Origin of the sequence: Curtobacterium sp. PhB142 (genome assembly GCF_004341255.1) — a bacterium.
GTDB lineage: Bacteria > Actinomycetota > Actinomycetes > Actinomycetales > Microbacteriaceae > Curtobacterium.
Map to the genome: position 1 here is coordinate 481,306 of NZ_SLUT01000002.1, position 26,457 is coordinate 507,762.

Sequence of the window (26,457 nt, forward strand, 5' to 3'; positions counted from 1 at the left end):
CCGGCACTGGCACGCCGCGACCGACCGACTGACCGGCGTCAGTCGTCCTCGCCGAGCAGCTCCTCGCGCACGCGCCGGACGTCTTCGAGCAGGGCGCCGATGAGCACCCAGTGCCGTGAGTTCGGTCGGACGATCTCCATCGGTGCCGTCAGCGCGGGTTCCGCGGTCGCCACCCCGGCATCGTCCCGACCGGCGCCCGCAGCGAACGACGGGTCCAGCCGTGTCGACTCGACCCGGGCGCTCAGCGCGCGGACGTCCGAGCCGATCCGGGCCACCTCGGTCGCGATGCCGCCGACCACCGGGTCGGCGCGCAGGTCTGGTGCGGTGTTGTCGTGGATCGCCCGGGTCATGCCGGTGACGCGCGTGACCAGGACGCGCAGGTGCTCGGTGATGGCGACGTCGCGGTCGAGGATCGTGCGGTGCCGGCCGCCACGCGGGTTCATCGTCAGGGACTCGCGGGCCGCGTTCAGTGATGCCTCGGTCTTCGCGTGCTGCTGCCGGAGCGCGCGGGCCCGCACCAGGGCGTCCTGCCACCGGTCGCGGTCCCACCCCTCGGTCAGTCCGATCGCGACGCGTTCGAAGGCCACGGCGGTGTCGCGGGCGAGTCGGGCGACGGCGAGGTGCGCCGGCTCGAGCAGGACCGGCGGGATGATCAGGGCGTTCACGACGAGGGCGACGACCGCACCGATCACGGTCTCGAGGATCCGGTCGGCCGAGTAGTTCGGTGTGACGACCCCCGCGGTGAGCACGAGCATCCCGCTGATGCTGACCTGGGTTGCCGAGGTCGGGGTCAGCCGGAGCACCCAGGCGATGAGGATGGCGAGCACGACCACGAGCAGGACGACCCACACCGAATCGCCGAGCAGCAGGTGGAACCCGGTGGCGAGCAGCACGCCGAGCACGACACCGGCGCTCCGCTCGAGGCCCTTGACGAACGACTGGTTGATGCTCGGCTGCACGACGAGCAGCGCGGCGATCGCGGCGAAGGTCGGGAACGGTCCCTGGATCAGCAGCCGGCACAGCAGCACCGCCGCGACGACCGCGACCGCGGTCTTCACGACCTGCAGGAACGGCGTGCGACTGGAGCTGCGGAGACGCGCGACCGGGTTCACCTCGACCACGCTAGCCACCGCCCGCACGCCGAGCCGTGCACGAACGCGACGAAAACGTCCGGACACGGTTGACTGATGTCGTGTGGCCCAACCATGAGCGCGTCATCCCGCAGGCCTTCGCCGGCTCCGGGACCTCCGTCGTGGCCGCACGGGCGCACTCCGTCGAGCCGTCGGGCAACGGCTACCTGTACGGCTACGAGGTCGACACCGTCGACCGGAACGGCCAGCGCGCCACCGTCCTGACGTACGTCGACACCGGCGGCGCGCACGACCAGAACAGTGCGATCGTCACCGACCCCGCGACCGGCGAACCCGTCTCGGTGTGGGCGTACCCGAACGACCCGGGTCTGCCGGTGCTGCCGCAGGTGACCTACCGCGACGCGGTCGCCGAGCTCCTGACGACGCTCGGCATGCCGGTCACCGACCCGGTGCTCACGGTGGCCGCGTACCGACCGGGCAAGCGTGCGGTGGTGCGGGTGGACGCCCCCGAGCGCACCCTGTTCCTGAAGATCGTCCGTCCGCACCGGGTCGCGCCGATCGTGAAGTCGCACGAGCAGTTCGTGGCGGCGGGCCTGCCGGTGCCGCGTGTGCTGTCCAGCCGCGGCGACGGACTCCTCGTGCTCGAGCGGATCCGCGGCGTGCCGGCCGGCAGCCGCATCCTCGACATCGCCGACGACCCGCGGTTCGTCGCGTCACTGGCCGCCCTGAGCGGTCGGGTCGCGACCGTCCCGATGACCCAGCAGGCCCGTGCCGACGCGATGGACCACGCCGACTGGCACCGCCGCACGCTCATCGCCGCGTTGCCGCAGGACGCCGACGAGATCGACCGCCTGTACGACGCCATCGGCCGCCGGTCGATCGGCTGGACGAGCGCGACGAAGCAGGTCGTGCACGGCGACCTGCACCTCGAGCAGGTCTTCGTCGACGAGGACGAGCCCTGGCGCATCTCCGGCCTGCTGGACATCGACACCGCGGGGTGGGGCTTCCCGGTCCGCGACATCGGGGCGGTCGTCGCGCACCTGGTCGTCACCGGCCTCTGGCACCGATCGCGCGGAGACGCCGACCGCGGAGCCGCGGCCGAGCGCCTCGCCGACGCGATCGCTCGCGACTGGGTCGCCCGCAACCCGCGCGAGGCCGACCGCATCGGGCCCGCCATCGGTGCCCAGCTGCTCGCCCACGCCGGCGGCCAGGCGACCACCGGCTCCGCGAACGGCATCCAGACCGCCGAGCAGCTCCTCGCGGCGACGCGGGCCGCGTTGGCCGAGGCTGCTCCGGTCCTGCCGGCGGCCGGCCTGGTCCGCCCGCGGTCCGCGCCCCGCGTCTGACGGCTCGCGGCCCCCGTCGCGAAAACGACAGATCTGCGCGGAACGTTGGCGGCAATCTGTCGCTTCGGCGGGGTGGACGGCGTGGGGATCCGGGAACTGTCGGTTCGGCGAGGTGGTCGGCGTGTGGACCCGGGATCTGTCGCGTCGGCGGGGTGGACGCGACCGGCGTCGGACGGGAGGCGCGTGGCGGGCCCGCACCGTGCCTCCCGGCAGTCGCGCGGGGCATTCCAGGAGGCGCGACGCGCGCGGGTGACGAGGAGTCGCCTCTGTCGGGGGTCGGGGAGTAAACTGAGCGCACGCACCGCGTTCCCGCGTGCCGCGTCGATTCCGGACGCAGCCGTCGATCACTTGATCGACGCGGGAACCGGGCCGTGACCGCCCCGCGGGGGCGTCACGTGCGTGTGACGACGCCGGATCCCGGCGCGGACCGTCGCACCCGGCGCCGAGCAGGCGCTCGCGGTGGAACGGTCCGCGGGACTCCACCGGACGTCCCGAAGCGGGGACCGGCGATGCGGTGGGCCACGGTGGCCCGCAGCCGAACCGGAGCCGTGTCAGGCCCCGGTGCAGGACTTCCGCCCCACGGGCGGCTCGCCCCGATGCGTGGGCGGAACAGGAGGAGCGTTGGCTCGATCAGGCACCCGGCGAGCTGCCGGCGGGACGCGGACCGCGTCACGTCGGACGAGGCCGCTGGACAACGACGGCGTGATCCCCGTCCTCGCCCGCGCGGTGCGCGAGGTCGAGGCGGCGGCGCAGCGCGGACCGCTCAAGGCGACGAACCGGACGAAGTTCCAGGCCGTCGCACTGCTCATGCGCGAAGAGCGCGCACGGGTGAAGGGCGACACCGACCTCACCGACTCGCAGCGCGCGGAGCAGCTCAAGCGGCTCGACGGCGTGGCGACGATCCTCGCGAAGACCGCGGCCCGCGACACCAGCGTCATCCAGCTGCTCGCGGAAGAGGTGCAGGTCTCCGAGGCGACCCGCGCCGTCAAGCGCGACATGATGATCGCCGGCGGCATGGAGCTGCAGCCGGAGGACCTCGTCATCGCGGCCGAGCCCACCCCGGTCGCCGAGACCCCGGTGCGCGCGGTCACCCCGCAGGCGGTCGTGCAGCGTCAGCTCGCCAACCCGTTCCTGCCGCCGGACTTCGCACTCGCCGACCAGCCGGTCGCGCACCCGCGTCGCCTGGCGAACTGGGAGCTCTTCGGGCCGCTGTTCAAGTCGTTCGAGTACGGCGCAGGCGGGGGAGCGGCGACGATGCCGCTGCCCGAGCCGACCTCGCTGCACTCCCGCTCCGGCACCACGCTGATGAAGCACCAGGCCGAACTGGTCGCCGCCGCGTCGCAGGGGCACCGCACGTTCCTGCTCGCCGACGAGCCGGGCCTCGGCAAGACGGCGCAGTCGCTGCTCGCCGCCGACGCCGCGAACGCGTTCCCGCTGCTCGTCGTCGTGCCGAACGTCGTCAAGACGAACTGGGCGCGCGAAGCCGAACGCTGGGTGCCGAACCACCGCGCCACCGTCATCCACGGAGACGGCAACGACCTCGACGGGTTCGCCGACATCATCATCGTGAACTACGAGATCCTCGACCGGCACGCCGGCTGGCTCGGTGGCTTCGGCTTCAAGGGCATGGTCGTCGACGAGGCGCACTTCATCAAGAACAAGGACTCGCAGCGGGCACGGTTCGTGCTGCAGATCGCCGACCGCATCCGGCAGCGCACCGCAGCACCACTGCTCATGGCGCTGACGGGCACCCCGCTCATCAACTCGGTCGAGGACTTCCGCACCATCTGGGAGTACCTCGGCTGGATCGACGACAAGAAGCCCCGCGCGAAGCTCATGAACGAGCTCGAGGAGATCGGGCTGACCCCCGCCGACCAGGGCTTCTTCGTCGAGGCCCGTCGTGCCGTCATCGACCAGGGCATCGTCCGACGCCGCAAGGTCGACGTCGCCGCGGACATCCCGGCCCGCCGGATCGCCGACATCCCCGTCGAGCTCGACGGCGACGAGGGCCGCTCCATCCGCGACGCCGAGCGCGAGCTCACCGCGAAGCTCGTCCGCCGGTACCACCAGGCGCTCGACGCCCGTACCGGGCAGGACCCGGTCGTCGGCATCGACCACAAGCTCGTCCGGCAGGTCGCCCGCTGGGAGCTCGAGGACCAGGACGCCTCGTCGACCGGTGAGAACGTGTTCTCGATGGTCCGACGCATCGGCCGCGCCAAGGCCCAGCTCGCAGCGGACTACGCCGCGCAACTCGCGTCGAACGTCGGCAAGGTCGTGTTCTTCGCGAAGCACCTCGACGTGATGGACCAGGCGGAAGAGGTCTTCGCTCGACGTGGCCTGCGCACCGCCACGATCCGCGGCGACCAAACGGCCACGCAGCGCACGGCGCAGATCGACTCGTTCGTGAACGACCCCGACGTCGCCGTGATCGTCTGCTCGCTCACCGCGGCCGGCGTGGGCCTGAACCTGCAGGTGGCGTCCAACGTCGTGCTCGCCGAGCTGTCGTGGACGAGCGCTGAGCAGACCCAGGCGATCGACCGCGTGCACCGCATCGGGCAGGAAGAGCCCGTCACCGCGTGGCGCATCATCGCCGCGCAGACGATCGACACCAAGATCGCCGAGCTCATCGACTCGAAGGCGTCCCTGGCCGCTCGCGCGCTCGACGGTTCGGACGAGGAACTCGTCGACTCCGGCGACATCCAGCTCGACGCCATGGCTGCGCTGCTGACCGAGGCGCTCGGGGGCTAGGGACCGCGTCGCGCGGCGCGCGGCGCGCACCCGTTCAGCACAACCAAAGTCCGTCCGAACCACGTGATCACGCGGTTCGGACGGACTTCGGTTGTGCGGGGCTTCGCGCCAGAGGGCGTCGCTCAGATGCGGGACTGCACCTCGGCCAGCGACGGGTTCGTCGCCGTGCTGCCGTCGGGGAACACGAGCGTCGGAACGGTCTGGTTGCCGCCGTTGACCTCGGCGACGAGTTCCGCCGTGCCCGGGGTCTGCTCGATGTCGACCTCGGTGAAGGGCACGCCGGCCTTCGTCATCTGGTTCTTCAACCGGGCGCAGTAGCCGCACCACGTGGTCGTGAACATCGTGACGCCGCCGGCTTCGGGGGTGAACTGCTCGCGGGTGATCGTGTCGCTCATGGCGTCAGGCTAACCCCGCTTTCTGGACGCCTTTGACGTGCTTATCCGATATAGCTAGGTTAAGCCGCATGGATCCGATCCAACGCATCACCGCCCCGACGCTCGACGTGCTCGACGCACTGCTGACCGTCGACGGTCCGGCATGGGGGCTGCTCGTCATCAAGGCCACCGGGCGCCAGGCCGGCACCGTCTACCCGATCCTCGAACGACTCGAGCGGCAGGGGTGGATCACGTCGTCGTGGGACGACGAGACCGACCGCCCCGGGCCGCGCCGTCGGCTCTACGAGTTCACGCCCGACGGGGTCGACGCCGCACGCGACCTCGTCGCGGCGCGTCCGTCCGCCGCGACGCCTGCTCGTCCGGCTCGCTCGGCCCACCGGCCGGTGACCGCGTGAGCGCGCTCGACCGGGTGCTCGTGGGGGTCGCGGTCGCGGTCTCGCCCGCAGCACACCGCGCCGCCCGCCGGGAGCAGTGGCTCGCCGACGTGCGCGATGCCCACGAACTCGACCTCTCGCCGACCGCACTCGCGTTCGGCGCCTTCACCACGGCGCTGTTCCACCGACGCGCCGGCCACCGTTCCACCTGGGGGGACACCATGACCGCACTGCCGACACCCGTCCGTTCTGCACCGCACACCATCCGCACGATCCCGGTCCTCATCGCGCTCGCGGTGCTGTCCTACGTCGTCTCGGTGGGCGTCCTCGCGCTCCTGCAGCGGTACAACGGCCTGCCCGAGGCGCGCCTCGTCTTCGACATGGTCGGGATCGGGCTCGCGGTGGTGCCGGGCGCCGCTGTCGCAACGAGCGTCCTGCTGGTGTCGGACGTCGCGCGCCGCCGCCGGGTCCTCGGTGCCGTTGCCGTGTTCGCCATCGCCGCAGTGTGGTGGGCGATCACGAGCGGTTCGCTCAACGTCCCCGTGTACGTCCCGGTCCAGGTCGGCGTCATCGCGGCTGGGCTGCTCGCGGTCTGGCTCGTGGTGCTCCGCCGACCGGTGTGGACGTACTCGCTCCTCGTCCTGCCCGTCGTCGCTGCCGTGCTGGTGTTCCCGCTCGCAGAAGCAGCGAACGGCTCGGGGATCCCGTACTCCGCGATGGCGCTGGTGTCGTGGATCGGGCAGCTCGTCCCGTTCCTGGTCGCCGTCGTCGGAGCCGTGGTGGCGTCACGGTTCTCCACCGATGCGCCCGCGGTGGTCGAGGCGCACGGCGAAGCCCTGGTAGACAAGACCGTGTGAGTGACACCCACCTCGAGATCGAGCGCACCTACGACCTGCCAGAGGGAGGTGCCCTGCCCGACCTCGTCGGCGCCGGTGGCATCATCCGAACCGAGCGCCAGGAGCCGTTCGAGCTCGATGCGACGTACTGGGACACCGAGCGGTACGACCTGGTGGCGGCGCGGGTCACGGTCCGTCGTAGGACCGGTGGCCCGGACGCCGGGTGGCACATCAAGCGGTCCGAGTCGGACACGGTCCGCCACGAGCAGCACTTCCCGCTGACCGACGACGCCGACACGGTGCCGACCGAGGTCTTCGCGGCGCTCTTCACCGAGCGCCGCGGCCGTGGCCTGCGCCCCGTGGTCCGCATCACGACCACCCGCACCGTCACCCGCCTGCTCGACGAGGACGGCGATCAGGTCGCCGAGCTCGCCGACGACCAGGTGACCGCGCAGCGCCTCGACGACGACGCTCCCGAAACGCCGCGCACCTGGCGTGAGGTCGAGATCGAGGCCGTCGCCGACGTCGACCCGCAGGTGGCGCACGAGCTCTTCGCGGCCCTCGACGCGCGCTTCGCGGCCGTGGGCGCCGGCCCCGCCGCCGTCGCGTCCAAGCTGGCACGCGGGCTGGCAGGAGCACCGGCACCGCGCCTCCAGACCGAGGAGAAGCCGGACAAGGGCACGACCGCACGCGTCCTCGCGAAGCGGCTGCGGAAGCTGCGCGCTGCGCTGCTCGGCCAGGAATCGCGCCTCCGCTCCGGCGATGCGGCCGACCTCCGGCAGACGGCTGAGACCGCCCTCGAGATCGCGTCGATCCTCGGCGCCTACCGTCCGGCGTTCGCCGCCGGCGACACCGTCGACCGCGCCGCCGAGGGGGCCGACGGCCTGGCTGCCGTGACCGCGCGCGCAGCACTCAACGAGTACCTGATCGACCGGTTGCCGCGCGCGTCGACCCCGGCGCAGGACGACCTGGTCGACTCCATGACCCGCGAACGCATCCTGGCCTCGACCCGTGAGCGTCGGGATCAGTCGGTGCGGGACGTCGTGGCGTTCGTGCACGGCGAGCCGTTCCTCGAACTACTCGACGCGCTCGACGATGCCGTCGAACGACCGACCCCGACCGAGTGGTCGCTCCGTTCCCCGAAGAAGGTCGCGCAAGACGTCGGTGCCGTCGTGAAGCCGCACATCCGCGAGCTCGTCCGGGCCGCGGTCGCCGACGACACCTCGGACACCGCCGCCGAGCGCGAGGCCGCCGACCGAGCGACCACCGAAGCCGCCTGGCAGGGCACGATGCGGGCACGGATGGCGATGGACGTCCTCGGCGACGACGCGTTCCCGCACGCGCTCTGGAAGCGGATCGGCAGCGCAGCCGACGTGCTGACCGAGCGGGTCCGATCGCTGCACGCCCTCGACGCGCTGCGGACCAACGCGGCGATCGCCGAACGCGGTGGCGAGGGGACGTTCGGGTACGGCGTGCTCGCGGGGGACCGGGTGCGCCTGGCCGAGGAGTCCTACGACGAGGCGGTGCACGCGCTCAACCGCGTGTGAGCCGCACGCCGCGGGCCGCGGTCGTTCGCTTCGTGAGCAGAAATGGTCGGGTGCACGCGGGCAACCCGACCATTTCTGCTCACGAAGTCATCAGGCGGCGGGCGCCTCGTCGGCCAGCCCGAGCACGTCGAGCAGCCAAGCGAGCTCGAACGCCCGCTCCTTCCACGAGGCGTACCGACCGCTCACGCCACCGTGGCCCGCTGACATCTCGGTCTTCAGCAGCACCGGCGCCCCGACCTCGCGCAGCTTCGCGGTCCACTTCGCCGGCTCGACGTAGAGCACACGGGTGTCGTTGATCGACGTCACGGCGAGGATCCGCGGGTACTGCACGTCGTCGCGGACGTTCTCGTACGGGGTGTACTCGCTCATGTAGCGGTAGACCTCGGCGTCGTGCAGCGGGTCGCCCCACTCGTCCCACTCGATGACGGTCAGGGGCAGGTCGGGGTCGAGGATGCTCGTGAGCGCGTCGACGAACGGCACCGCGGCGACGATCCCGGCGAACCGGTCCGGTGCGATGTTCGCCACCGCACCCATCAGGAGCCCGCCGGCGCTGCCGCCCTCGGCCACGAGCCGGTCCGCGGTGGTGCGGCCGGACTCGATCAGGTGGTCGGCGACCGCGACGAAGTCGGTGAACGTGTTCTTCTTCGTCAGCGTCTTGCCGTTCTCGTACCAGTGGCGACCCATCTCGCCGCCACCGCGCACGTGGGCGACCGCGAAGACGACGCCGCGGTCGAGCATCGACAGGCGCATGACGCTGAAGCCCGGGTCGATCGAGTGCTCGTACGAGCCGTAGCCGTACAGGTGGAGCGGCGAGGGGGTGTCCGCGTCGACGGTGTCGCGGCGCCAGACGAGCGAGATCGGCACGCGGGTGCCGTCCGACGCGGTGGCCCAGTCGCGCTCCTGCGCGTAGTCGGCGGGGTCGTAGCCGCCGAGCACCGGCTGGCGCTTCAGGACCGTCACCTGGCCGGTCGCCAGGTCCAGGTCGCTGACCTCGGACGGGGTGACGAACGAGGTGAACCCGATGCGGAGCGTCGGCTGGTCCCACTCGGGGTTGCCGCCGAGCCCGGCCGAGAACAGTGCTTCGTCGAAGGGGACCTCGTGCGCGTCGCCGTACCCATCACCCTCGATGGGGATGATCGCGATGCGGGGGAGCGCCTCGGAGCGGTACTCGAGCGCGAGGTGCCCGGCGAAGGCGTCAACGGACTCGATGCGGCGCTCGGTGTGGTGCGCCACGACGACCCGGCGGTCGCGCTCGGACGTGGGGTCGTCGGCGGGGACGTCGACGAGCTCGAAGTTCTCGGCACCGTCGTTGTGCAGCACCAGGAACCGGTCGCTGCCGCCGACGATGGCGTGCTCGATCTCGTACTCGACGCCGTCGCGTCGCGGCCACACGACCTGGAACTCGCCGGTCGGGTCGGCGGCGTCGAGCACCAGGGCCTCGGACGTGATCTTCGAGCCGAGCTCGATGACGATGTACTGCGACGACCGGGTGACGCCGACGCCGACCCAGTAGCGGTCGTCGGGTTCCTCGAAGACCAGGACGTCGTCGGACGCTGCCGTGCCGACGGCGTGCCGCCAGATCTTGTCCGGACGCCACGACTCGTCGACGGTCGGGTAGAAGACGTACCGGCCGGCCGGGTCGAAGGTCGCGCCCGCCCCGGTGTTCGGGATGGCGTCGCCCAGGTCGGTGCCGGAGGCCAGGTCGCGCACGTGCAGGGTGTACCGCTCGTCGCCCTCGACGTCGATGCCGTAAACCAGGCGTGTGCCGTCGTCGCTGATGTCGTAGGTGCCGAGGGAGAAGAACTCGTGGCCGTCGGCCAGCGCGTTGCCGTCGAGGACGACCTGCTCGCCGGGGAGGGTCGACTCGCCCTCGACGACGGCCGGCGGGGTCCAGTCGTCCGGACCGGCGATCGGCGCGCGGCAGTGCACGCCGTACTGGCTGCCCTCGGCCGTGCGGGTGAAGTACCACCAGTCGCCCATGCGCACCGGCACTGAGAGGTCGGTCTCCTGGACACGGTTCTTGACCTCGGCGAAGACGCGGTCGCGCAGCGGGGCGAGGTGGTCGGTGGCGGCGTCGGTGTAGGCGTTCTCAGCCTCGAGGTAGGCCAGGGTGTCCGGCGACTCCTTGTCACGCAGCCACTCGTAGTCGTCGACGAAGTCGATGCCGTGGTGGGTCCGCGTCACGGGCCGCTTGGCGGCGGTGGGCGGGGTGGCCTGGGAGTGCTCGGTGCTCACCGTCCCACCCTATGCGCACGGCCCCGTGGCGAGCCGGGCGTCACCCCGCCCGGAACCGGTCGCGCCGCGTCCGCCCGGCCACCCCCGCCCGGACCCGCTGCTCGAAGGCCTCGAGCTCGTCCACGACGGCCGGTGCGACCCAGGCACGGTCACGCCGCCGCTCGGTGACCGGACGCAGCACTCCGGCGCGCACGAGGTCTGCGGCCACGGAGCCGGCCAGGTCCTCGTCGACCGGTCCGCCGTCGACACCGGCGAGGAGGTCCTGCAGTCGGGCCTCGGTCAGGACCGGGTCGTCGGAGAGCGCCCGCCCGACGACGGCGTGGGTACTCGTGGCACACGGACCCGCCATCCGGTCGGCCGCGTGCTCGTCGAGCAGCAGGGCGGTCACGGTCGCCTCGTCGCACACGGTGCCGATGGTGATCGCGACGTCTGACACGAGGGCGTCCACGACCCCGTCGCGGTACCGCTCGAGGTGCCGGAAGTACCGGCCCCGATCCGCTGCGAGCGCGGTGGCGATCGGCGCGGTCACCGTCGTCGTGACGCCCCGGCGTCGCAGCACGGCGCTGATCAGCGCACGTCCGATCCGGCCGTTGCCGTCGGTGAACGGGTGGATCGACTCGAACTGGGCGTGCCCGATCGCGGCCTGGGCGATCGGGTGCAGGTCCGTCCGGTGCAGGAACGCGAACAGGTCGGCCATCAGGGGCGCGACGAGCTCCGGCGGCGGCGGGACGTACGTCGCCAGCCGCGGGGTGTCACCGCCACCGATCCAGTTCTGGACGCTGCGGTAGCGCCCGGCGTACCGCCCGTCGACCGGGTCGTCGCGCATGAGCAGCCGGTGCGCCTCGAGCAGCGCGGCCTCGGTGATCACGCCCGTGTCCGCTGCCGCGACCAACCCCTCGATCGCTCCGGCGGCGCGGACGACGACGGTCGCACTCGGGTTCGCGCGGATGCCCACGAGGGCTCGGGCGCAGTCGTCGAGCGACGCGGACTCGTCCTCGATCCGCGACGAGGCGACGGCCTCGGTCCGACCGATCACCGACCCGAGCGGGGCGAGCCGGGACCCGTGGTGGACGTCGAGCGACCGGAGCGCCGCGGCTGCGCGGTCGAGCAGCGCCTCGGTCTGGGCATCGGGCTCCCACCGAGCACGAGCGATCCGTGGCGGGAGCGACACCCGGACGGACGTGGTCATCCGATCGGCGCGGGAACCCCGGCGCGCGCTGCGCCACGGACGCTCCGCGCTGCCGTGCGCGGGCCATCCGCAGTGCACGAGCACGCCGCTGTGCACGGCCTGGCCCCCGAGCGCGGTCGAGCCGTCGTGGACGTCCGGGGTCTCGTTCCGATGCACCATGCCGGGAGCGTAGGGACCCCCGGACGCCCGACGCCAGGAATTCGTATTTCGCCGGCCCGCGTAGCGTTGGTGGCATGAGCAACTCCTTCGCGATCACCGGTGCCCACGTCGTCCCCGTCTCCGCCCCCGCCTTCGACGGCGGCGCGGTCGTCGTCGAGGACGGCCGCATCACCGCGATCGGCCCGGACGTCACACCGCCCCCGGGGATCACCGTCGTGGACGCCGCCGGAGCGTGGCTCGTCCCCGGGTTCGTCGAGTCGCACGGCCACGTCGGCATCCACGAGGAGGCGAACGGCGAAGCCGGAAACGACACGAACGAGATGACCGGCCCGAACATGGCCGGGGTCCGTGCGATCGACGCGATCGACATCGACGACGAGGGCTTCCGTGACGCGCTCGCCGGGGGAATCACGAGCATCGTCGTGAAGCCGGGGTCCGGCAACCCGATCGGCGGCCAGACCGTCGCCATCAAGACCTGGGGCGGGCGCACCGTCGACGAACAGCTCATCTCGGACTCGGTGAGCATCAAGAGCGCGCTCGGCGAGAACCCGAAGCGGGTGTACGGCGGCAAGGGCCAGACGACGTCGACGCGCCTCGGCGTCGCGAAGATCATCCGTGACGCCTTCGTCGAGGCCCAGAACTACCGTGCCGCCCGTGACGCCGCCGCCGCGAAGGGTGAGCCGTTCGCGCGTGACCTGACGAAGGAGGCACTCGTCCGCGTCCTCGACGGCGAACTCGTCTGGGACCAGCACACCCACCGCCACGACGACATCGCGACCGCCATCCGGCTGTCCGAGGAGTTCGGGTACCGACTCGTCGTGAACCACGGCACCGAGGCGCACAAGATCGCCAGCCTGCTCGCCGAGAAGGACATCCCGGTCATCTACGGCCCGCTGTTCACGAGCCGCTCGAAGGTGGAGCTCCGTGACCGGGGGATCCCGAACCTCGCCACCATCGCCGCCGCTGGCGTCCGGGTCGCGATCACCACCGACGCCCCCGTCGTGCCGATCGGCATGCTCGTCGACCAGGCCACCGCCGCGGTGAAGGAGGGACTGCCCGCCCAGACCGCGCTCGAGGCGCTCACCGTCAACCCAGCCGAGTTCCTGGGCTTCGGTGACCGTGTCGGTCGGCTGGCCGTGGGCCACGACGCCGACCTCGTCCTCTGGGACGGCGACCCCCTCGACGCGACCAGTCGCGCGACACGTGTCTGGATCGACGGCCGCCAGGTCTTCGAGTGGGCGGACGGCGTCGGCGTCACCACCCCGCGCTGGTAGCGGGGGAGAGCCGGGAGGCCCGGATCGCGACGTGCCCGCACGTCGCGATCCGGGCCTCCCGTCCGTGGCGCCGGGGGCGCTGGGTGGTGACGGCCGGCGGACCCGGCCGGCTCAGACCTCGCGCGCCAGCAGGAACTCGTTGATGCGGTCCGTCAGGTCCGCGTCGATCGCGCGGGCGTCGCCGTTCACGGAGCGGATCGGCGCCGCCTGCCGCACGCTCGACACGAGCCAGAGTGCGTCAGCGGCATGCAGGTCGGCGAGTGTGACGAGTTCGTAGGCGGTCTCGATGCCCTCCTGCTCGGCGAAGCGGAAGACGTCGGCCTGCGTGGTGCCGGCCAGGATCCCGATGTCGGTGCGCGGTGTGACGAGCCGGTCGCCGACCTTCAGGAGCAGGTTCGCGCGCGTGCCCTCGAGCACGTAGCCGTCGCTCGACACGAACAGGGCGTCGTCGGCACCGCGCCGGGCGGCCTCGCGCAGGGCGGCCATGTTGACGGCGTACGACAGGGTCTTCGCGCCCTGCAGCAGCCACGGCGAGGTGCGCTCGACGTCGTGTCGGTAGCCGCGGTCCAGCACGACGACGGAGATGCCCTCGGTGCGCGCGGCGGTCGAGTCGACGGACGGTGCGGCGTAGACCCAGCCGGTGGGTCGGTCGGTGCCCTCGACGCCACGGGTCAGGACGGTCTTCGCGAAGGCCTCGCGGACCGGGTCGAGCCGGGCGCAGACGGCCTCGATCGCCTGCCGCCAGGCGTCGGGGTCCGGCGCGGGCAGGTCGAGCATCGCGGCGGAGCGGCCGAACCGGTCGAGGTGCGCCTCGAGGGCCTGCGGACGACCGTCGACCACCGTGATCGTCTCGAACACGCCGTCGCCCCGGGTGATGCCGAGGTCCTGCACCTGCAGGTGCTCCTCGAGCGGCTTCGCCCAGGTGAAGGCGTCCGCTGCGGGGTCGTGCGGCGCGGCGTCGCGGGAGGGCTGGTTGAGGATCGCGAGCACGGTTTCGGTCATGCGCCCATCCAACCGCACGCGCGTCCGCGCACGTTGTGCGTAGACGCGCTTTGTACGTGCGCGTCAGCTCGCGTCGGGCAGGGCTCCCATGAGCTTCCACACCGCCTGGGTGAGCTCGGGGTGCTGCAGCGCGATCCGGCGCAACCGGTGGTACTCCTCGCCGAGCGCGGTGCCCTGGCCGGACGCGGGGTGCATCGACCACTGGGCGTGCCGCTTGCCGATCGCGGCGTCGAGGTCGACCGCGTCGGCCCGGAGGATGAGCACGACCTGCTCGTCCACCGTGGGGAGCGTCGGCATGAACTCCCACGGGTCCTCGCCCTGACGGCTCCGGTGCTCGACGAGCATCGAGATCTCCTCCGCCGCCTCGGCGCGCAGCACTTCGAGGCTGCGCCCGGTCTTGCGGGGCTCAGCCATGGTGCCCCCGCAGCACGCCTGCCATGGGAAGAGCGTACGACACATCTTCGGCCAGACTGGACGGGTGACCCCGCGCGACGAGAGCAAGTCCCAACACCCCCGAGTGGTCGTCGTCTACCTGCTGCGCGACGGCGCGAGCGGGCCCGAGGTCCTGCTCGGGGAGAAGCGCCGCGGCCTCGGCACCGGCCGGCTGGTCGGCCCGGGCGGGAAGCGGGAGCCCGGTGAGACGGCGGTCGAGACCGCCGTGCGCGAGGTGCGCGAAGAGGTCGGCCTGCGTCTCGAGACGGTCGACCTGGAGGCCCGTGGCACGTTGGACTACCGGTTCCCGTACCGGCCGTCCTGGTCCCAGGTCTCGGACGTCTTCGTGTGCCGCCGCTGGCAGGGCAGCCCGTCGGGCTCCGACGAGCTCGAGCCGCGGTGGATCCCGGTCGCCGACGTCCCCTACGAGGCGATGTGGGACGACGCGAAGTACTGGCTACCGGCGGTGCTCCGTGGGGGTGCGGTGCGTGCACGCTTCACGTTCGCCGACGACGACGCGACGGTCGCGGGCTTCACCGGGACGGGTGTCGAGACGCCCGCGTAGAGCGGATCAGCGGGTCTGCGGATCAGCGGATCAGCGGGTCTGCTGGGTGCGGGTGCTGCCGGTGCGTGCTTCCTCGGCGGCGGCGATGACCTCGGCGTCCCCGCTGCGACCACCGAGGGGCCGGACGAAGAAGTCGATGATCCCGAACACGATCGCGCCGACCATGGCGAACATCGCCCAGCCGACGAAGAGCCCGGCGGTGTTCCGGCCGTCGGCGGGTGCGAGCACGATGCTCGCGACGTAGAAGCCGACCGTCAGCACGAGGAGCACGACGACGACGGTGACGAGGACGCGGTGCCAGGTGATGCGGGGGTTCATGCCCCCAGGATACGCGCCGCCGACGCCTCACCGGTCCGCGTGCCGGCACGGACGATGCACGCGCATCATGCGACAGTGCACGCGTCGATCGACTGGTGCATCGTCGGAACTTGCGCACGCATTCGGTCTGCGCGAGCGGCGCGATCGTCAGGAACGAGCTACCAGTCCGCGTGCCGGCCGTGCGGCGGCTCGTCCCCGGCGTCGACGCGAGCCGACGTGTCGGACCGAGCCGGCGCCCTGGAGCCCTCGGCGCGTGGGACGGGACGCGTGCGTGGTCCGGTCCCCGCGCCTCCCGGTCGCTGCACCGGGCCGGTGCGGTCCCCGGTCCGCTGCACGGGGATGCGGCCGGTGGGGGTGGTCTCGGTCTCGAGGCCGTCGCGGCCGCCGGTGAAGACGTCGCCGCCGACGCGGGCGTCCTCCCAGTCGTCGTCACTCAGGACGCTCAGGGTGCCCGTCTCGGTGGACTCGAGGCCGTGGCGCTCGAGCTCGGCGTCGCGTTCCTTGCCGAGGAACTCACGGTTCGCGGTGTTGGCGTCCTGGAACATCGTGGTCCGGCCCGTGACGATGGCGCGGATGCGTCGGCGTTCCCACCACTTCTTGCCGAAGTACATGAGCACGAGGCCGACCGCGGCGTAGCAGCCCATCGTGATCAGGCCGCGGGCCGGGCCGGGGCCGACGCCGTAGATCTGGTGCTTGATCATGTCGACCATGCTGGAACCGACGACGACGTTGTTGAGCCAGGCGAACGGCTCCGGCATGAACCACTTCGGGTACGCCCCGCCGGACGACGGCATCGACAGGAACACGAAGCAGATCATGGCGGGCGCGGCGATGAACCGGCCGACGAAGTAGCTCAGCCCGTTGACGGCGAGGCCGATCGCGACGATCCACCCCCACGCGATGAGCACGAGCTGGATCCAGTGGCCGTGGATGGCGCCGACGACCGGACCGGCGAGCGTGTTCGTGATGAGTGAGATGACGAGCCCGCCGACGACGATGACGGTCATGCGGGTGCGGTGCCGGAGCGGGCCGCCCATGATCCCGATGAACATCGCGACCATGTAGCCGCCGATGCACCAGGCGAGCATCACGTACATCGGGACGGTGCCGTACTCGTCCCACGCGGGCAGGGGAGCGAGCTCGGTGATCTTCGGGGTCGCGACCCCGATCCCCGTGAGCACCGCGCTCAGCGTCGCCGGTACGAGGCTCGCGACCTGGAACTGGTGGGCGCTCGCCTTGAAGAACTCGTTCGTCGCGGGGTCGTAGGCGACCGCCATCGAGCCGGCGATGACGTCCCGCTTCGCCGCGGCCAGGGAGTCGTAGGTGTGGAACACGAACTCGCCCGGCAAGGCCTTCTGCACCGCGGCGACGAGTGTCGGGTCGCTGCCGACCAGGGCGATCGGGACGTCGTGCGGGTGCGGTGCGTGGAACGCGAAGACGTAGCAGAGGCAGAAGCCGACGATGAAGAACAGCGGCATCCAGAGCTGCAGGCCGATGAGCTGGAGCGAGGGGTGCAACGTCGAGTACCAGCGGCGGTACGCACTGTGCTGCTGCGGTGCCGGCACGGGTGCCTGTCGGCGCGGAGCCGGTCGGGTGGAACCGGCGACCTTCGCGCCGCGACGGGGCTTGGTCCCGCGGGCCGAGGGCCGGGTGCTGCGTGGCTTCGGCGCCGACGTCGGCCGGGACCCTCCGGGACGTTCCGGGGTGTCGTCGTTCCTGTTGACGTCGTTCCGCGGCGTGCTCACTCGGCGCTGTGCTCCTGTTCTCGGACGGAGCGCCAGGATACGCCGAGGCCCTCAGGAGCGGCTGCGTGACGCCTGCGCCGAGTCCATCGCGAGTTCTTCGGCGTCGAGGGTCACGAGCACGCGGCGCATGACCTCTTCGTCGAGGTTACCCTTCTCGCGCTCCTCGAGCACGATCTCGCGTCGTCGGTCGAGCAGCTCGCGCCGGATGTCCTGGATCTGCGAGCCGCGCAGGCGCATCGGGGCGTTGCGCTCCTCGACCTCTTCTTCCTCGGCGTCCTGCCGGAAGGTCTCGACCTGCCGCTCGAGTCGTGCCTTCAGCCGGTTCACCACGGAGTCGACGGCGACGTCGCCGTACTGCTTCGACCAGACCGGACGTCGCTTCTCGAGCAGCTCGATGGCGGCCTCGGTCGTGCGCTGGTTCAGCCGCATCTCGCTCCGGACGTCCTCTTCGCCCTCGGCCGGGTCCTGCACCTTGAGTGCACGGATGACGAAGGGCAGGGTCAGGCCCTGCAGCAGCAGCGTGCCGACGGTGACGAAGAACGCGATGATGAAGATCGTGTCCTGCGCGGGGATCTGCGTCGGGCTCGCGACCACGGACACCGCGGCGGCGAGGGTCACCACGCCGCGCATGCCGGTCCACGAGATGACGGTGAGCTCGCGCCAGTTGAGCTTCGGCTCGGCCGTCCCGCGCATCCACCGCAGTGACGGGTGGCCGCGGGAGAGCTTGATGCGCAGCGGACGGAGCCATCGCCCGTTGAAGCGGTTGCGCACGTACGACTCGAAGACGAAGAGGGGCCGCACCAGGATCACGACGCCGAGCACCACGGCCGCGGCGGTGAGCGTCTGGCCGAGACTCCGTTCGCTCTCGACCAGGTCCTGCACCACGGTGTTGAGCTGCAGGCCGATCAGGGCGAAGACGAAGCCCTCGAGGATGACGTCGATGCTGGTCCAGAGCGGGCGCTCCTGCAGGCGGGTGGCGTAGCCCTCCTTCGGCGAGTTGTAGCCGATGTACAGGCCGGCCGTGACGACCGCGATGACGCCCGAGCCGGAGAGGTCCTCGGCCAGGATGTACGCGACGAAGGGCAGCAGGATGCTCATGATCGTCTCGACCACGGGGTCGTTGAGCCGCATCCGGATCCAGTGCACGACGACGCCGAGCACGATGCCGACGGCCAGGCCGACGCCGATCGCCAGGCCGAAGATGCCGAGGTCCTGCCAGACGGTGAGCGACGTCCCGGCGATGATCAGGGTGAACACGCGCACCAGGGTCAGGGACGCGGCGTCGTTGATCAGGCTCTCGCCGGACAGCACCGTCATCACCCGGCGGGGGAGCCCGAGCTTGCGACCGATCGCGGCGGCGGACACGGCGTCCGGCGGGGCGACGATCGCACCGAGCAGGATCGCCGCGGGCAGGGTCATGTCCGGGATCAGGAAGTACGCCACCGCGCCGACCACGAGTGCCGTCACGATGACCAGGAAGATGCCGAGACGCCGGATCTGCTTGATCGACGTCCGGAAGCTCTGCCATGACACGTCGAGCGCCGCCGAGTAGAGCAGCGGCGGCAGGATCACCGTCAGGATCACCTCGGAGTCGATCTCCATCGCGGGCAGCCCCGGCAGGAACGACGCTGCGAGCGCGACCGCCGTCACGAGCAGGGGAGCGGGGAGTCCCTTCGCCCGTGCGAACCCGGTCACCGCGAGCGATCCGACCAACAGGATGAGGAGCTCGACGGTGTCCATGGGACTCATTCTCGCATCGGCATGGTTCCGAATCTGAACGAGTCTGAAGCTCCGGTGAACAGCAGGTTGCCGATCAGGTTTGCTCCGGAGGCCGTCGATGGGGAACACTGGCCCGCGGTGGACATCACACTCATAGTCGTCCTGGTCATCGCGTTGGCCCTCTTCTTCGACTTCACAAACGGTTTTCACGACACCGCCAACGCGATGGCGACTCCGATCGCGACCGGGGCCATGAAGCCCAAGGTCGCGGTCACGGTCGCCGCGGTGCTCAACCTCGTCGGTGCGTTCCTCAGCACCGCGGTGGCGACCTCGATCTCGCACGGCCTCATCAACGAGGGCCCGGGCGGCGTCGCGATCTCACCGGAGATGATCTTCGCGGGGCTCATCGGAGCGGTCGTGTGGAACATGATCACGTGGCTCCGCGGGCTGCCGTCGTCGTCGTCGCACGCGCTGTTCGGCGGACTGATCGGAGCTGCGATCGTCGGCGCCGGGTTCCAGTCCGTCAACTACGTCGCGCTGCTGACGGTCGTCATCATCCCGGCCTTCGCGTCCCCGGTGATCGCGTCGCTCGTGTCGTTCCTGTCGACCCGCATCGCGTACCGGATCACGAAGCGCCCGGTGTTCCCGAACGAGCGCGGTGGCTTCCGTGTCGGGCAGATCTTCACCTCGTCGATGGTGTCGCTCGCCCACGGCACGAACGACGCCCAGAAGACGATGGGTGTCATCACGCTGACGCTGATCGCCTCGGGGGCGCAGTCGTCGAACCAGGGCGTGCAGTTCTGGGTCGTCGTCGCCTGTGCCCTGGCGATCGCGCTCGGCACCTACACGGGCGGGTGGCGCATCATCCGCACGCTCGGGTCCGGCATCACCGAGATCCGGGCCACCCAGGGCTTCGCCGCCGAGGCCTCGACCGCCGCGACGATCCTGGCGTCCAGCCACCTCGGCTTCGCGCTCTCGACCACGCAGGTGTCCTCCGGCTCGATCATCGGCGCCGGGCTCGGCCGCCGCGGCTCGAAGATCCAGTGGTCCACCGCCGGCAAGATCGTCATCGCCTGGTTCATCACGCTGCCCGCCGCCGCAGCCGTGGGCGCGGTGGCCTCGGGCATCGCACGTCTGGGCGTCATGGGGCTCGTCATCGATGCCATCGTCGGCGCCGCCGTGATCCTCGGCCTGTACCTGTGGTCGCTCCGGAAGCCGCACGAGGGTGCCTCGGCCATCGAGGTCGACGTCGCCGCGAACGCCGTGTACACCCGCAAGGAACTGCGCGACCTGCAGCGCAAGAAGCGCGCCGACGCCGTTGCCGACCGCCGCGCCGCACTGAGCCGCGAGCGCACGCTCCGCCGCATGGCCGCACGCAAGGGAGGCCGTCGCTGATGGGAATCGACTGGTTCGCGTTCGTCACCGTGGCGCTGGTCGCCGTGGTCTCGTCGTGCTTCGTCGTCGCCGTGTACTCCGTCGGTCTCCGGTTCTGGAGCGCCGCGGACACCCGCGCGGGCAAGTTCACCGTGAAGGACGACGGCACGATCGGTCCGGCGACCGCCGGGTTCCCGAACCCCGCCGGAGCGACGACCGCGGTGCGTGCCTTCCGTGCGCTCGCGATCCTCTGCTACGCGGTCTGCGGCGCTGTCGTGCTGTACGGCATCTACCTCATCGTCCCCCAGTTCCACTGACGCGGGGCGCGCGCGACGCGCGCTTCGTGAGCAGAAATGGTCGGGTGCGTTCCGGCGACCCGACCATTCCTGCTCACCATGCGGAGGTCTGTGCACGCTCGCGTCCACCGGACGGGAGGCCCGAGGCGGCCTGGCACCGCGCCTCCCGTCCGGCTGGGTGTGGGCGGCGCTGACGCGACGCGCGCTTCGTGAGCAGAAATGGTCGGGTGCGTTCCGGCGACCCGACCATTCCTGCTCACCATGTGCGCGCCCCCGCCCGGCACACCCCGAGCTCGCTCCCGGACCGGCCGGACGGACTGGGCTAGCCTCGACGTGTGACCGGCAACGAAGCAGCACAGGCCCCCACCGGGGCGCAGACCCGTACCGAGAGCGACTCGCTGGGGTCGCGCGAGGTCCCGATCGACGCCTACTGGGGCATCAACACCCTGCGGGCCCTGGAGAACTTCCCGATCACGTCGGTGCCGATCTCGGTGTACCCGGACCTCATCGAGGCGCTCGCCACCGTGAAGCAGGCGGCAGCGCGGGCAAACCGGGCGATCGGGGTCCTCGACGACGAGCGCGCCGACGCCATCGACCGCGCTGCGCAGGAGGTGCGGGACGGCGCCCTGCGTGAGCAGTTCGTCGTCGACATCGTGCAGGGCGGTGCCGGTACGAGCACGAACATGAACACGAACGAGGTCCTGGCGAACCGGGCACTCGAGCTCCTCGGCCGCGAACGGGGCGACTACGGGTACCTGCACCCGATCGACCACGTGAACCGCAGCCAGTCGACGAACGACACGTACCCGACGAGCATCAAGATCGCGATGATCTTCTCCGCCCGGCGGCTCATCGAGCAGCTCGAGCAGCTTTCTGCGGCGTTCGCCGAGCGGGGGAACGCCTTCTCCGACGTGCTCAAGGTCGGCCGCACGCAGCTGCAGGACGCCGTGCCGATGACCCTCGGGCAGGAGTTCACCGGCTTCTCGCACACGATCCAGGAGGACGCCGACCTGCTCCGCAAGGTCCTGCCGCTGCTGGCCGAGATGAACCTCGGCGCGACGGCGATCGGCACCGGGATCACCGCGGACCCGCTCTACCGCGACGAGGTCCGCCGGCAGCTGCAGGACGCCAGCGGCATCGACGTCGTGACGGCACCGGACCTGATCGAGGCGACGAGTGACGCCGGCGCCTTCATGACGCTGTCCGGCACAGTGAAGCGCAGTGCTGCGAAGCTCTCGAAGATCTGCAACGACCTGCGGCTGCTCGCGTCGGGGCCGCAGGCGGGACTCGGCGAGATCACCCTGCCGGCGCGCCAGGCGGGCTCGTCGATCATGCCGGGCAAGGTGAACCCGGTGATCCCCGAGGTCGTGAACCAGATCGCGTTCGCCGTGGTCGGCGCTGACACCACCGTGACGATGGCGGCCGAGGGCGGTCAGCTCCAGCTCAACGCGTTCGAGCCGATCATCGCGCACTCGATCCTGCAGTCGCTGCAGTGGATGTCACGGGGCTGTGCGACGTTGCGCGAGCACTGCGTGACGGGCATCGAGGCGAACGAGGCGAAGCTCGCGGCGCAGGTCGACACGAACGTCGGCGTGGTCACGGCACTGACCCCGTACATCGGCTACGCGGCTGCGGCGTCGATCGCGCACACGGCGCTGACCACGTCGACGCCGATCTCGACGCTCGTCGTGGCCGCCGGCCTGATGGACGAGGACCAGGTGCAGCGCGTGCTGAGCCCGGCGCGGCTGTCCGGCATCGAGCTCGCGACCGGTGCGATCCCGGTGGTCACCGAGGAGATGCTGGACCAAGCGGCGCGCGAGCGCTGACGCCCACGCGCAACCAGCGCGACCACCTCAGGGCATCGGCGCCTCGCCGACGCGCACCTGCTTGGCCACGTCGCGCAGGTGTTCCTGCGCCGGAGTCGGCTCGGCGTCCTCGTCGGCGGCGACCTGGGCCGCGGTGGTCCGGACGTTCCGCGCCGCGGCGATGTCGGCGTCCCGCCAGCGGGCGAGCGTGAAGTTGCGCGTGACGTCGCGCAGCGGCAACCGGATCGACTCGTCGGCCTCGATGCCGGCCAGGAGCTGCCGCATCCGGATCACCTCGGAGTCGAGCTCACCGCCGACCACGAGCACGAAGTTCGAGATGTACAGGTAGACGAGCAGCAGGATCCCGCCGCCGAGCCACCCGTACGCACGGTTCCCGGCGCCGATCGTCTCGACGTAGACGGCGAAGCCGAGGGTCGCGAGCGCCCAGGTGACGATGGCGAACGCGGCACCGGCGGACACCCACCGCAGCTGCGGCGTCTTCACGTTCGGGGTCGCGTAGTACAGGACCGCGACCATCACGACGAGGTCGGCGGCGAGCACGGGCCACTTCACGACGTTCCACACGTCGTCGATCCACGGTGCCCACCCGAACGACGCGACGATCGCCGCCGAGATCGTCGGGGTGCCGAGCAGGATCACGATCGCGATCGCCCCGCCCGCCATCACGAGCAGCGTGACGAGGAGCATCATGCTGCGGAACTTCCAGATCCGCCGACCCTCCTCGACCTCGTACGAGGTGTTCATCGCCCGCCCGAACGCCGTCGCATAGCCGGACAGCGACCATAGCGTCAGCACGACGCCGGTCGCGAAGCCGAGCCACGGGTTGTCGAGGGTCAGCAGCTGACGCAGCGGGGTCTCGAGGTGCTCCGCCGTCTCCGGGCGCAGGATGAACCCGAGCACACCGATGATGTCGGCCAGGCTGTCGCCCTTGCGGTCGACGATCGACAGTGCGGACACCACGGTCAGCGCGGTGGGGAACACGGTCAGGAGCGCGAAGAACGTCAGCGACGCGGCCGCGTCGACAACGCGGTGCCGGATGACCGAGTGGTAGGTGCGCCGGACGACGGCGCGGACTCCCGTCCGCTGGAGGTCGCGCGATGCGCTGTCCGGCATGCGTTGTACGGTACCCGACACGTGACGTCACGCCGTTCCGTGGTCGCGCAGCGGGGCGGACGGGAGGCCCGTGGCGGGCCCGCCCCGCGCCTCCCGTCTGCCCTTGGTCGCGTCGACCCCGTCAGAGCGACACGATCCCGCCACGGTCTGCCGTCCGTCTCGCGAAAGCGACAGACGCCCGCGGAAGGTTCGCGCAGATCTGTCGCTTTCGCGGGAGGCCCTGCGGCCGCTCGCCGGTCAGTTGGCGTGGGGGTGCAGGGCGTCGTAGCGGCGGAAGGAGGGGACCAGGCGGAGGAGCAGCGCGACGAGCGCCACGATGAGCACGCCGCCGATGATCGGCGGGTACGCGATGCCGGCCGCGACGACCAGGCCCGCGTAGAGGTCGCCGAGCCGCGGGCCTCCCGTGACGACCACGATGAAGATGCCCTGCAGCCGGCCGCGCATGCCGTCCGGCGACGCCGCTTGCAGGATCGTGTTCCGGAACACCGAGCTGACGTTGTCCGCACCGCCGGCCGCCGCCAGGAACAGCGCCGCCAACCCGAGCGCGGGCAGGATCCCGACGGAGAACGACTCGCCCGAGCGTCCGCCGAGCACGTGCGCGAGCGCGATGACGACGCCGAACGCCGCGATCGCTGCGCCGTACGCGGTGATGGCCCAGCCGACCGCCTCGCCCTGGCGGCGCACGTGCCCGAGCGGCCCGGAGAAGACGCTCGACAGCAGCGCGCCGATCGCGTAGGCGGCCGTGAGGGTGCCCACGGTGATCGATCCGCCGCCGATCACGAGCGCCCCGATCGCGGGGAACAGGACGCGGGGCTGACCGAACGTCATCGCGACGATGTCGAGCACGAACGTCATGGTGATGTTGCGCGACCTCCGCAGGAACCGCGCGCCCTCCACCAGGGAGCTCAGCCCCGGACGGAGGGCACCGTGGTCGGCCGCCATCCGCGGCAGCGTGAACACCCCGAGGAACGCGAAGGTGAACAGGACGACGTCGATCGTGTAGGTCGGCGCGAACCCGACGCTCGCGATCAGGACGCCGGCGACGGCCGGTCCGACGGTGACCTGGAACCCGGAGGCGATCCCGCCCAGGGCGCTCGCCGCGGGCAGCAGGTCGGTGCCGACGAGTCGCGGGACGATCGCCGAGCGCGACGCGTTGCTGACGGTCGCGGCGACGGCGTTCACGGTCGCCAGGACGTAGAGCAGTGGGACGCTGTGCAGTCCGAGCCACGAGTGCGTGGCGATGAGGGCGACCGCGACCCAGGCGATGATCGACGACACGAGCGCGACGGTGCGCCGGTCGAAGGCGTCGGCGAGCATGCCGCCGTACAGGCCGGCGACCACCATCGGCAGCAGGGCGATGACCCCCACGAGCGCCACGGCGAAGGTGGAGTGCGTGATCTCGTACACCTCGAGCCCGACCGCCACCGTGGTCATCTGCGTGCCGATGCCGGCGATCGCGGTGCCCGCCCAGAGCCGGGCGAAGGCGGGGGATCGGCGGAGCGGGGTGAGGTCGGCGAGCAGGCGGCGGCGCGGCGGTGCGGGAGTGGGTCGTGTCACGGTGGAACCATTCTGCGGCCTGGGTGGCCGTTGCGTCTGCCGTTGCCGCGCTCTGGTTGACTGGATCGCATGACTGACCTCAACAGCAAGCCCGAGTTCGACGCGCCCGAGGGCCCGGCCCCCACCGATCTCGTCATCACCGACATCGTCGAGGGCTCCGGCGAGGAAGCGTCCGCCGGCTCGACCGTCAAGGTGCACTACGCCGGCGTCGAGTACGAGACCGGCGAGGAGTTCGACAGCTCGTGGAACCGCGGTGAGCCCATCGACTTCCCGCTCGCGGCGCTCGTGCGCGGCTGGCAGGAGGGCATCCCCGGCATGAAGGTCGGCGGTCGCCGCAAGCTCGTCGTCCCGCCGGAGCTCGCCTACGGTCCCGCCGGCGGTGGCCACTTCCTGTCCGGCAAGACCCTGATCTTCGTGATCGACCTGCTCGGGGTGCGCTGATGCAGGTCGGTGCCCCGACCATCGAGCTCAATGACGGCCACCGGTTCCCGGAGCTCGGCCTCGGCACCTACGGCCTGAACGGCGACGAGGGTGCGGCCGCCGTCGGCACCGCCATCGCGAGCGGCTACCGGCTGCTCGACACGGCGCTGAACTACGGCAACGAGGACGCCGTCGGCCGTGCCGTCCGCGAGTCCGACGTGGCACGTGAGGACCTCGTCGTCACGTCGAAGCTCCCCGGCCGCCACCACGGCTACGACGAGGCGCACCGTTCGATCGACGAGACCCTGGGCAACCTCGGGCTCGACCACGTCGACCTGTACCTGATCCACTGGCCGAACCCGTCGGTGGACAAGTTCGTCGACACGTGGAAGGCGTTCGTCGACCTGCGCGACAGCGGCAAGGTCCGCTCGATCGGTGTCTCGAACTTCACTCCGGAGCACCTGCGCCGCATCATCGACGCGACCGGTGTCGCCCCGGCCGTGAACCAGGTCGAGCTGCACCCGTACTTCCCGCAGGCAGAACTGCGGAAGGTGCACCAGGAGCTCGGCATCGTGACCGAGAGCTGGAGCCCGCTCGCCGTGCGGTCGGAGCTCCTCACCGAGCAGCCGATCACCGACGCCGCAGCGGCCCACGGCGTGACCCCCGGCCAGGTCGTCCTGCGGTGGCACGTCCAGCTCGGTGCCGTGCCGGTGCCGAAGTCGGCCGACGCCACCCGGCAGCGCGAGAACCTCGACGTGTTCGGCTTCGAGCTGACCGACGCCGAGGTGCAGGCCATCTCCGGCCTCGAGCGCGGCCGGCTCTGGGACGCGGACCCGGACACGCACGAAGAGATGTGACCAGCCGGTCCTGATCGGCACGACCCTTCGGGAACTGCG

General features: G+C 71.2%; 23 protein-coding genes. 12 read left to right on the forward strand and 11 right to left on the reverse strand.

The genetic code is table 11. The annotated features are described in order from the left end of the window. Positions 1 to 38: 38 nt before the first annotated feature. The gene (locus EDF31_RS05645) at positions 39 to 1,112 is read right to left on the reverse strand and encodes an aromatic acid exporter family protein (RefSeq protein WP_123938833.1); all 1,074 of its coding nucleotides are present in this window, start codon (positions 1,110 to 1,112) and stop codon (positions 39 to 41) included. 80 nt (positions 1,113 to 1,192) lie between these two features. On the opposite strand from EDF31_RS05645, the gene EDF31_RS05650 reads away from it, so the two are divergent. After that, positions 1,193 to 2,437 carry an aminoglycoside phosphotransferase family protein gene (locus EDF31_RS05650; RefSeq protein ID WP_111084551.1) on the forward strand — a complete coding sequence of 415 codons (1,245 nt, stop codon included), beginning with the start codon at positions 1,193 to 1,195 and terminating at the stop codon, positions 2,435 to 2,437. A 621-nt stretch (positions 2,438 to 3,058) separates the two neighbouring features. Next, complete coding sequence (locus tag EDF31_RS05655) at positions 3,059 to 5,185, forward strand: DEAD/DEAH box helicase (RefSeq protein WP_165901102.1); 2,127 nt, start codon at positions 3,059 to 3,061, stop codon at positions 5,183 to 5,185. A 122-nt stretch (positions 5,186 to 5,307) separates the two neighbouring features. Here the strand turns inward: EDF31_RS05655 and EDF31_RS05660 are convergent, their stop codons facing one another. After that, a complete protein-coding gene (locus tag EDF31_RS05660; protein ID WP_123293947.1) occupies positions 5,308 to 5,580 on the reverse strand; it encodes a mycoredoxin in 273 nt (90 codons plus the stop codon). A gap of 68 nt (positions 5,581 to 5,648) precedes the next feature. Between EDF31_RS05660 and EDF31_RS05665 the strand changes: the two genes are divergently transcribed. From EDF31_RS05665 to EDF31_RS05670, 3 genes are read left to right on the forward strand one after another with little or no spacing between them, the layout of a single operon-like run. Beyond that, positions 5,649 to 5,975, forward strand: coding sequence for a helix-turn-helix transcriptional regulator (locus EDF31_RS05665; protein ID WP_131845461.1), 327 nt, complete (start codon positions 5,649 to 5,651; stop codon positions 5,973 to 5,975). After that, the gene (locus EDF31_RS19875) at positions 5,972 to 6,811 is read left to right on the forward strand and encodes a hypothetical protein (protein ID WP_165901334.1); all 840 of its coding nucleotides are present in this window, start codon (positions 5,972 to 5,974) and stop codon (positions 6,809 to 6,811) included. The genes EDF31_RS05665 and EDF31_RS19875 overlap by 4 nt, the downstream gene beginning before the upstream one ends. Further along, complete coding sequence (locus EDF31_RS05670; RefSeq protein ID WP_165901335.1) at positions 6,808 to 8,337, forward strand: CYTH domain-containing protein; 1,530 nt, start codon at positions 6,808 to 6,810, stop codon at positions 8,335 to 8,337. The genes EDF31_RS19875 and EDF31_RS05670 overlap by 4 nt, the downstream gene beginning before the upstream one ends. 90 nt (positions 8,338 to 8,427) lie before the next feature. Here EDF31_RS05670 and EDF31_RS05675 read toward each other — a convergent pair whose 3' ends face one another. Both EDF31_RS05675 and EDF31_RS05680 read right to left on the reverse strand, forming a co-directional pair. Further along, positions 8,428 to 10,572 carry a S9 family peptidase gene (locus tag EDF31_RS05675; RefSeq protein WP_131845463.1) on the reverse strand — a complete coding sequence of 715 codons (2,145 nt, stop codon included), beginning with the start codon at positions 10,570 to 10,572 and terminating at the stop codon, positions 8,428 to 8,430. Positions 10,573 to 10,612: 40 nt separating this feature from the next. Beyond that, positions 10,613 to 11,920 (reverse strand): Fic family protein, encoded by a 1,308-nt coding sequence (locus EDF31_RS05680; protein WP_131845464.1) that lies wholly within the window; start codon positions 11,918 to 11,920, stop codon positions 10,613 to 10,615. 74 nt (positions 11,921 to 11,994) lie between these two features. Between EDF31_RS05680 and EDF31_RS05685 the strand changes: the two genes are divergently transcribed. Then, positions 11,995 to 13,194 carry an amidohydrolase gene (locus EDF31_RS05685; RefSeq protein ID WP_131845465.1) on the forward strand — a complete coding sequence of 400 codons (1,200 nt, stop codon included), beginning with the start codon at positions 11,995 to 11,997 and terminating at the stop codon, positions 13,192 to 13,194. 111 nt (positions 13,195 to 13,305) lie between these two features. Here the strand turns inward: EDF31_RS05685 and EDF31_RS05690 are convergent, their stop codons facing one another. After that, the gene (locus EDF31_RS05690) at positions 13,306 to 14,196 is read right to left on the reverse strand and encodes an aminodeoxychorismate lyase (RefSeq protein WP_131845466.1); all 891 of its coding nucleotides are present in this window, start codon (positions 14,194 to 14,196) and stop codon (positions 13,306 to 13,308) included. A 63-nt stretch (positions 14,197 to 14,259) separates the two neighbouring features. After that, positions 14,260 to 14,610: a tryptophan synthase subunit alpha gene (locus tag EDF31_RS05695; protein ID WP_131845467.1), complete on the reverse strand. Its 351-nt coding sequence runs from the start codon at positions 14,608 to 14,610 to the stop codon at positions 14,260 to 14,262. Between the two features lie 64 nt (positions 14,611 to 14,674). Between EDF31_RS05695 and EDF31_RS05700 the strand changes: the two genes are divergently transcribed. Then, positions 14,675 to 15,193 (forward strand): 8-oxo-dGTP diphosphatase, encoded by a 519-nt coding sequence (locus EDF31_RS05700; RefSeq protein WP_159573127.1) that lies wholly within the window; start codon positions 14,675 to 14,677, stop codon positions 15,191 to 15,193. Positions 15,194 to 15,223: 30 nt separating this feature from the next. Here the strand turns inward: EDF31_RS05700 and EDF31_RS05705 are convergent, their stop codons facing one another. The 3 genes from EDF31_RS05705 to EDF31_RS05715 all read right to left on the reverse strand — a co-directional run bounded on the left by EDF31_RS05705 (position 15,224) and on the right by EDF31_RS05715 (position 18,996). Then, positions 15,224 to 15,511, reverse strand: a complete 288-nt coding sequence (locus EDF31_RS05705) for a hypothetical protein (RefSeq protein ID WP_111084562.1) — start codon at positions 15,509 to 15,511, stop codon at positions 15,224 to 15,226. A gap of 158 nt (positions 15,512 to 15,669) precedes the next feature. Continuing rightward, on the reverse strand, positions 15,670 to 17,076 hold the full coding sequence (locus EDF31_RS05710; RefSeq protein WP_131845468.1) for an ABC transporter permease: 1,407 nt from the start codon (positions 17,074 to 17,076) through the stop codon (positions 15,670 to 15,672). Between the two features lie 231 nt (positions 17,077 to 17,307). Beyond that, a complete protein-coding gene (locus tag EDF31_RS05715) occupies positions 17,308 to 18,996 on the reverse strand; it encodes a sodium:proton antiporter (protein ID WP_131845469.1) in 1,689 nt (562 codons plus the stop codon). Positions 18,997 to 19,113: 117 nt separating this feature from the next. Between EDF31_RS05715 and EDF31_RS05720 the strand changes: the two genes are divergently transcribed. The 3 genes from EDF31_RS05720 to EDF31_RS05730 all read left to right on the forward strand — a co-directional run bounded on the left by EDF31_RS05720 (position 19,114) and on the right by EDF31_RS05730 (position 22,471). Next, a complete protein-coding gene (locus EDF31_RS05720) occupies positions 19,114 to 20,370 on the forward strand; it encodes an inorganic phosphate transporter (protein ID WP_123938824.1) in 1,257 nt (418 codons plus the stop codon). Next, positions 20,370 to 20,666: a hypothetical protein gene (locus EDF31_RS05725; RefSeq protein WP_123293936.1), complete on the forward strand. Its 297-nt coding sequence runs from the start codon at positions 20,370 to 20,372 to the stop codon at positions 20,664 to 20,666. Before EDF31_RS05720 ends, EDF31_RS05725 begins: the two co-directional genes overlap by 1 nt. Positions 20,667 to 20,980: 314 nt before the next feature. Continuing rightward, positions 20,981 to 22,471: an aspartate ammonia-lyase gene (locus EDF31_RS05730; protein ID WP_131845470.1), complete on the forward strand. Its 1,491-nt coding sequence runs from the start codon at positions 20,981 to 20,983 to the stop codon at positions 22,469 to 22,471. 27 nt (positions 22,472 to 22,498) lie between these two features. On the opposite strand, the gene EDF31_RS05735 is transcribed toward EDF31_RS05730, so the two are convergent. Together EDF31_RS05735 and EDF31_RS05740 are read right to left on the reverse strand one after the other, a co-directional pair. Continuing rightward, entirely contained in the window at positions 22,499 to 23,584 is a 1,086-nt protein-coding gene (locus EDF31_RS05735; protein WP_131845471.1) for a YihY/virulence factor BrkB family protein, read from the reverse strand. A 237-nt stretch (positions 23,585 to 23,821) separates the two neighbouring features. Then, entirely contained in the window at positions 23,822 to 25,141 is a 1,320-nt protein-coding gene (locus EDF31_RS05740) for an MFS transporter (protein ID WP_123293933.1), read from the reverse strand. 69 nt (positions 25,142 to 25,210) lie between these two features. On the opposite strand from EDF31_RS05740, the gene EDF31_RS05745 reads away from it, so the two are divergent. After that, positions 25,211 to 25,582, forward strand: coding sequence for an FKBP-type peptidyl-prolyl cis-trans isomerase (locus tag EDF31_RS05745; RefSeq protein ID WP_123293932.1), 372 nt, complete (start codon positions 25,211 to 25,213; stop codon positions 25,580 to 25,582). Further along, positions 25,582 to 26,418: an aldo/keto reductase gene (locus EDF31_RS05750; RefSeq protein ID WP_123341052.1), complete on the forward strand. Its 837-nt coding sequence runs from the start codon at positions 25,582 to 25,584 to the stop codon at positions 26,416 to 26,418. Before EDF31_RS05745 ends, EDF31_RS05750 begins: the two co-directional genes overlap by 1 nt. The last annotated feature ends 39 nt before the right edge of the window (positions 26,419 to 26,457 follow it).

What these genes read in the sequence shown, in the direction of transcription:
- EDF31_RS05660 (WP_123293947.1), bottom strand. Translation starts at nt 5,580, where the DNA reads ATGAGCGACACGATCACCCGCGAGCAGTTCACCCCCGAAGCCGGCGGC.
- EDF31_RS05750 (WP_123341052.1), top strand. Translation starts at nt 25,582, where the DNA reads ATGCAGGTCGGTGCCCCGACCATCGAGCTCAATGACGGCCACCGGTTC.
- EDF31_RS05685 (WP_131845465.1), top strand. Translation starts at nt 11,995, where the DNA reads ATGAGCAACTCCTTCGCGATCACCGGTGCCCACGTCGTCCCCGTCTCC.
- EDF31_RS05705 (WP_111084562.1), bottom strand. Translation starts at nt 15,511, where the DNA reads ATGAACCCCCGCATCACCTGGCACCGCGTCCTCGTCACCGTCGTCGTC.
- EDF31_RS05665 (WP_131845461.1), top strand. Translation starts at nt 5,649, where the DNA reads ATGGATCCGATCCAACGCATCACCGCCCCGACGCTCGACGTGCTCGAC.
- EDF31_RS05735 (WP_131845471.1), bottom strand. Translation starts at nt 23,584, where the DNA reads ATGCCGGACAGCGCATCGCGCGACCTCCAGCGGACGGGAGTCCGCGCC.
- EDF31_RS05725 (WP_123293936.1), top strand. Translation starts at nt 20,370, where the DNA reads ATGGGAATCGACTGGTTCGCGTTCGTCACCGTGGCGCTGGTCGCCGTG.
- EDF31_RS05715 (WP_131845469.1), bottom strand. Translation starts at nt 18,996, where the DNA reads ATGGACACCGTCGAGCTCCTCATCCTGTTGGTCGGATCGCTCGCGGTG.
- EDF31_RS05690 (WP_131845466.1), bottom strand. Translation starts at nt 14,196, where the DNA reads ATGACCGAAACCGTGCTCGCGATCCTCAACCAGCCCTCCCGCGACGCC.
- EDF31_RS05745 (WP_123293932.1), top strand. Translation starts at nt 25,211, where the DNA reads ATGACTGACCTCAACAGCAAGCCCGAGTTCGACGCGCCCGAGGGCCCG.
- EDF31_RS05680 (WP_131845464.1), bottom strand. Translation starts at nt 11,920, where the DNA reads ATGGTGCATCGGAACGAGACCCCGGACGTCCACGACGGCTCGACCGCG.
- EDF31_RS05695 (WP_131845467.1), bottom strand. Translation starts at nt 14,610, where the DNA reads ATGGCTGAGCCCCGCAAGACCGGGCGCAGCCTCGAAGTGCTGCGCGCC.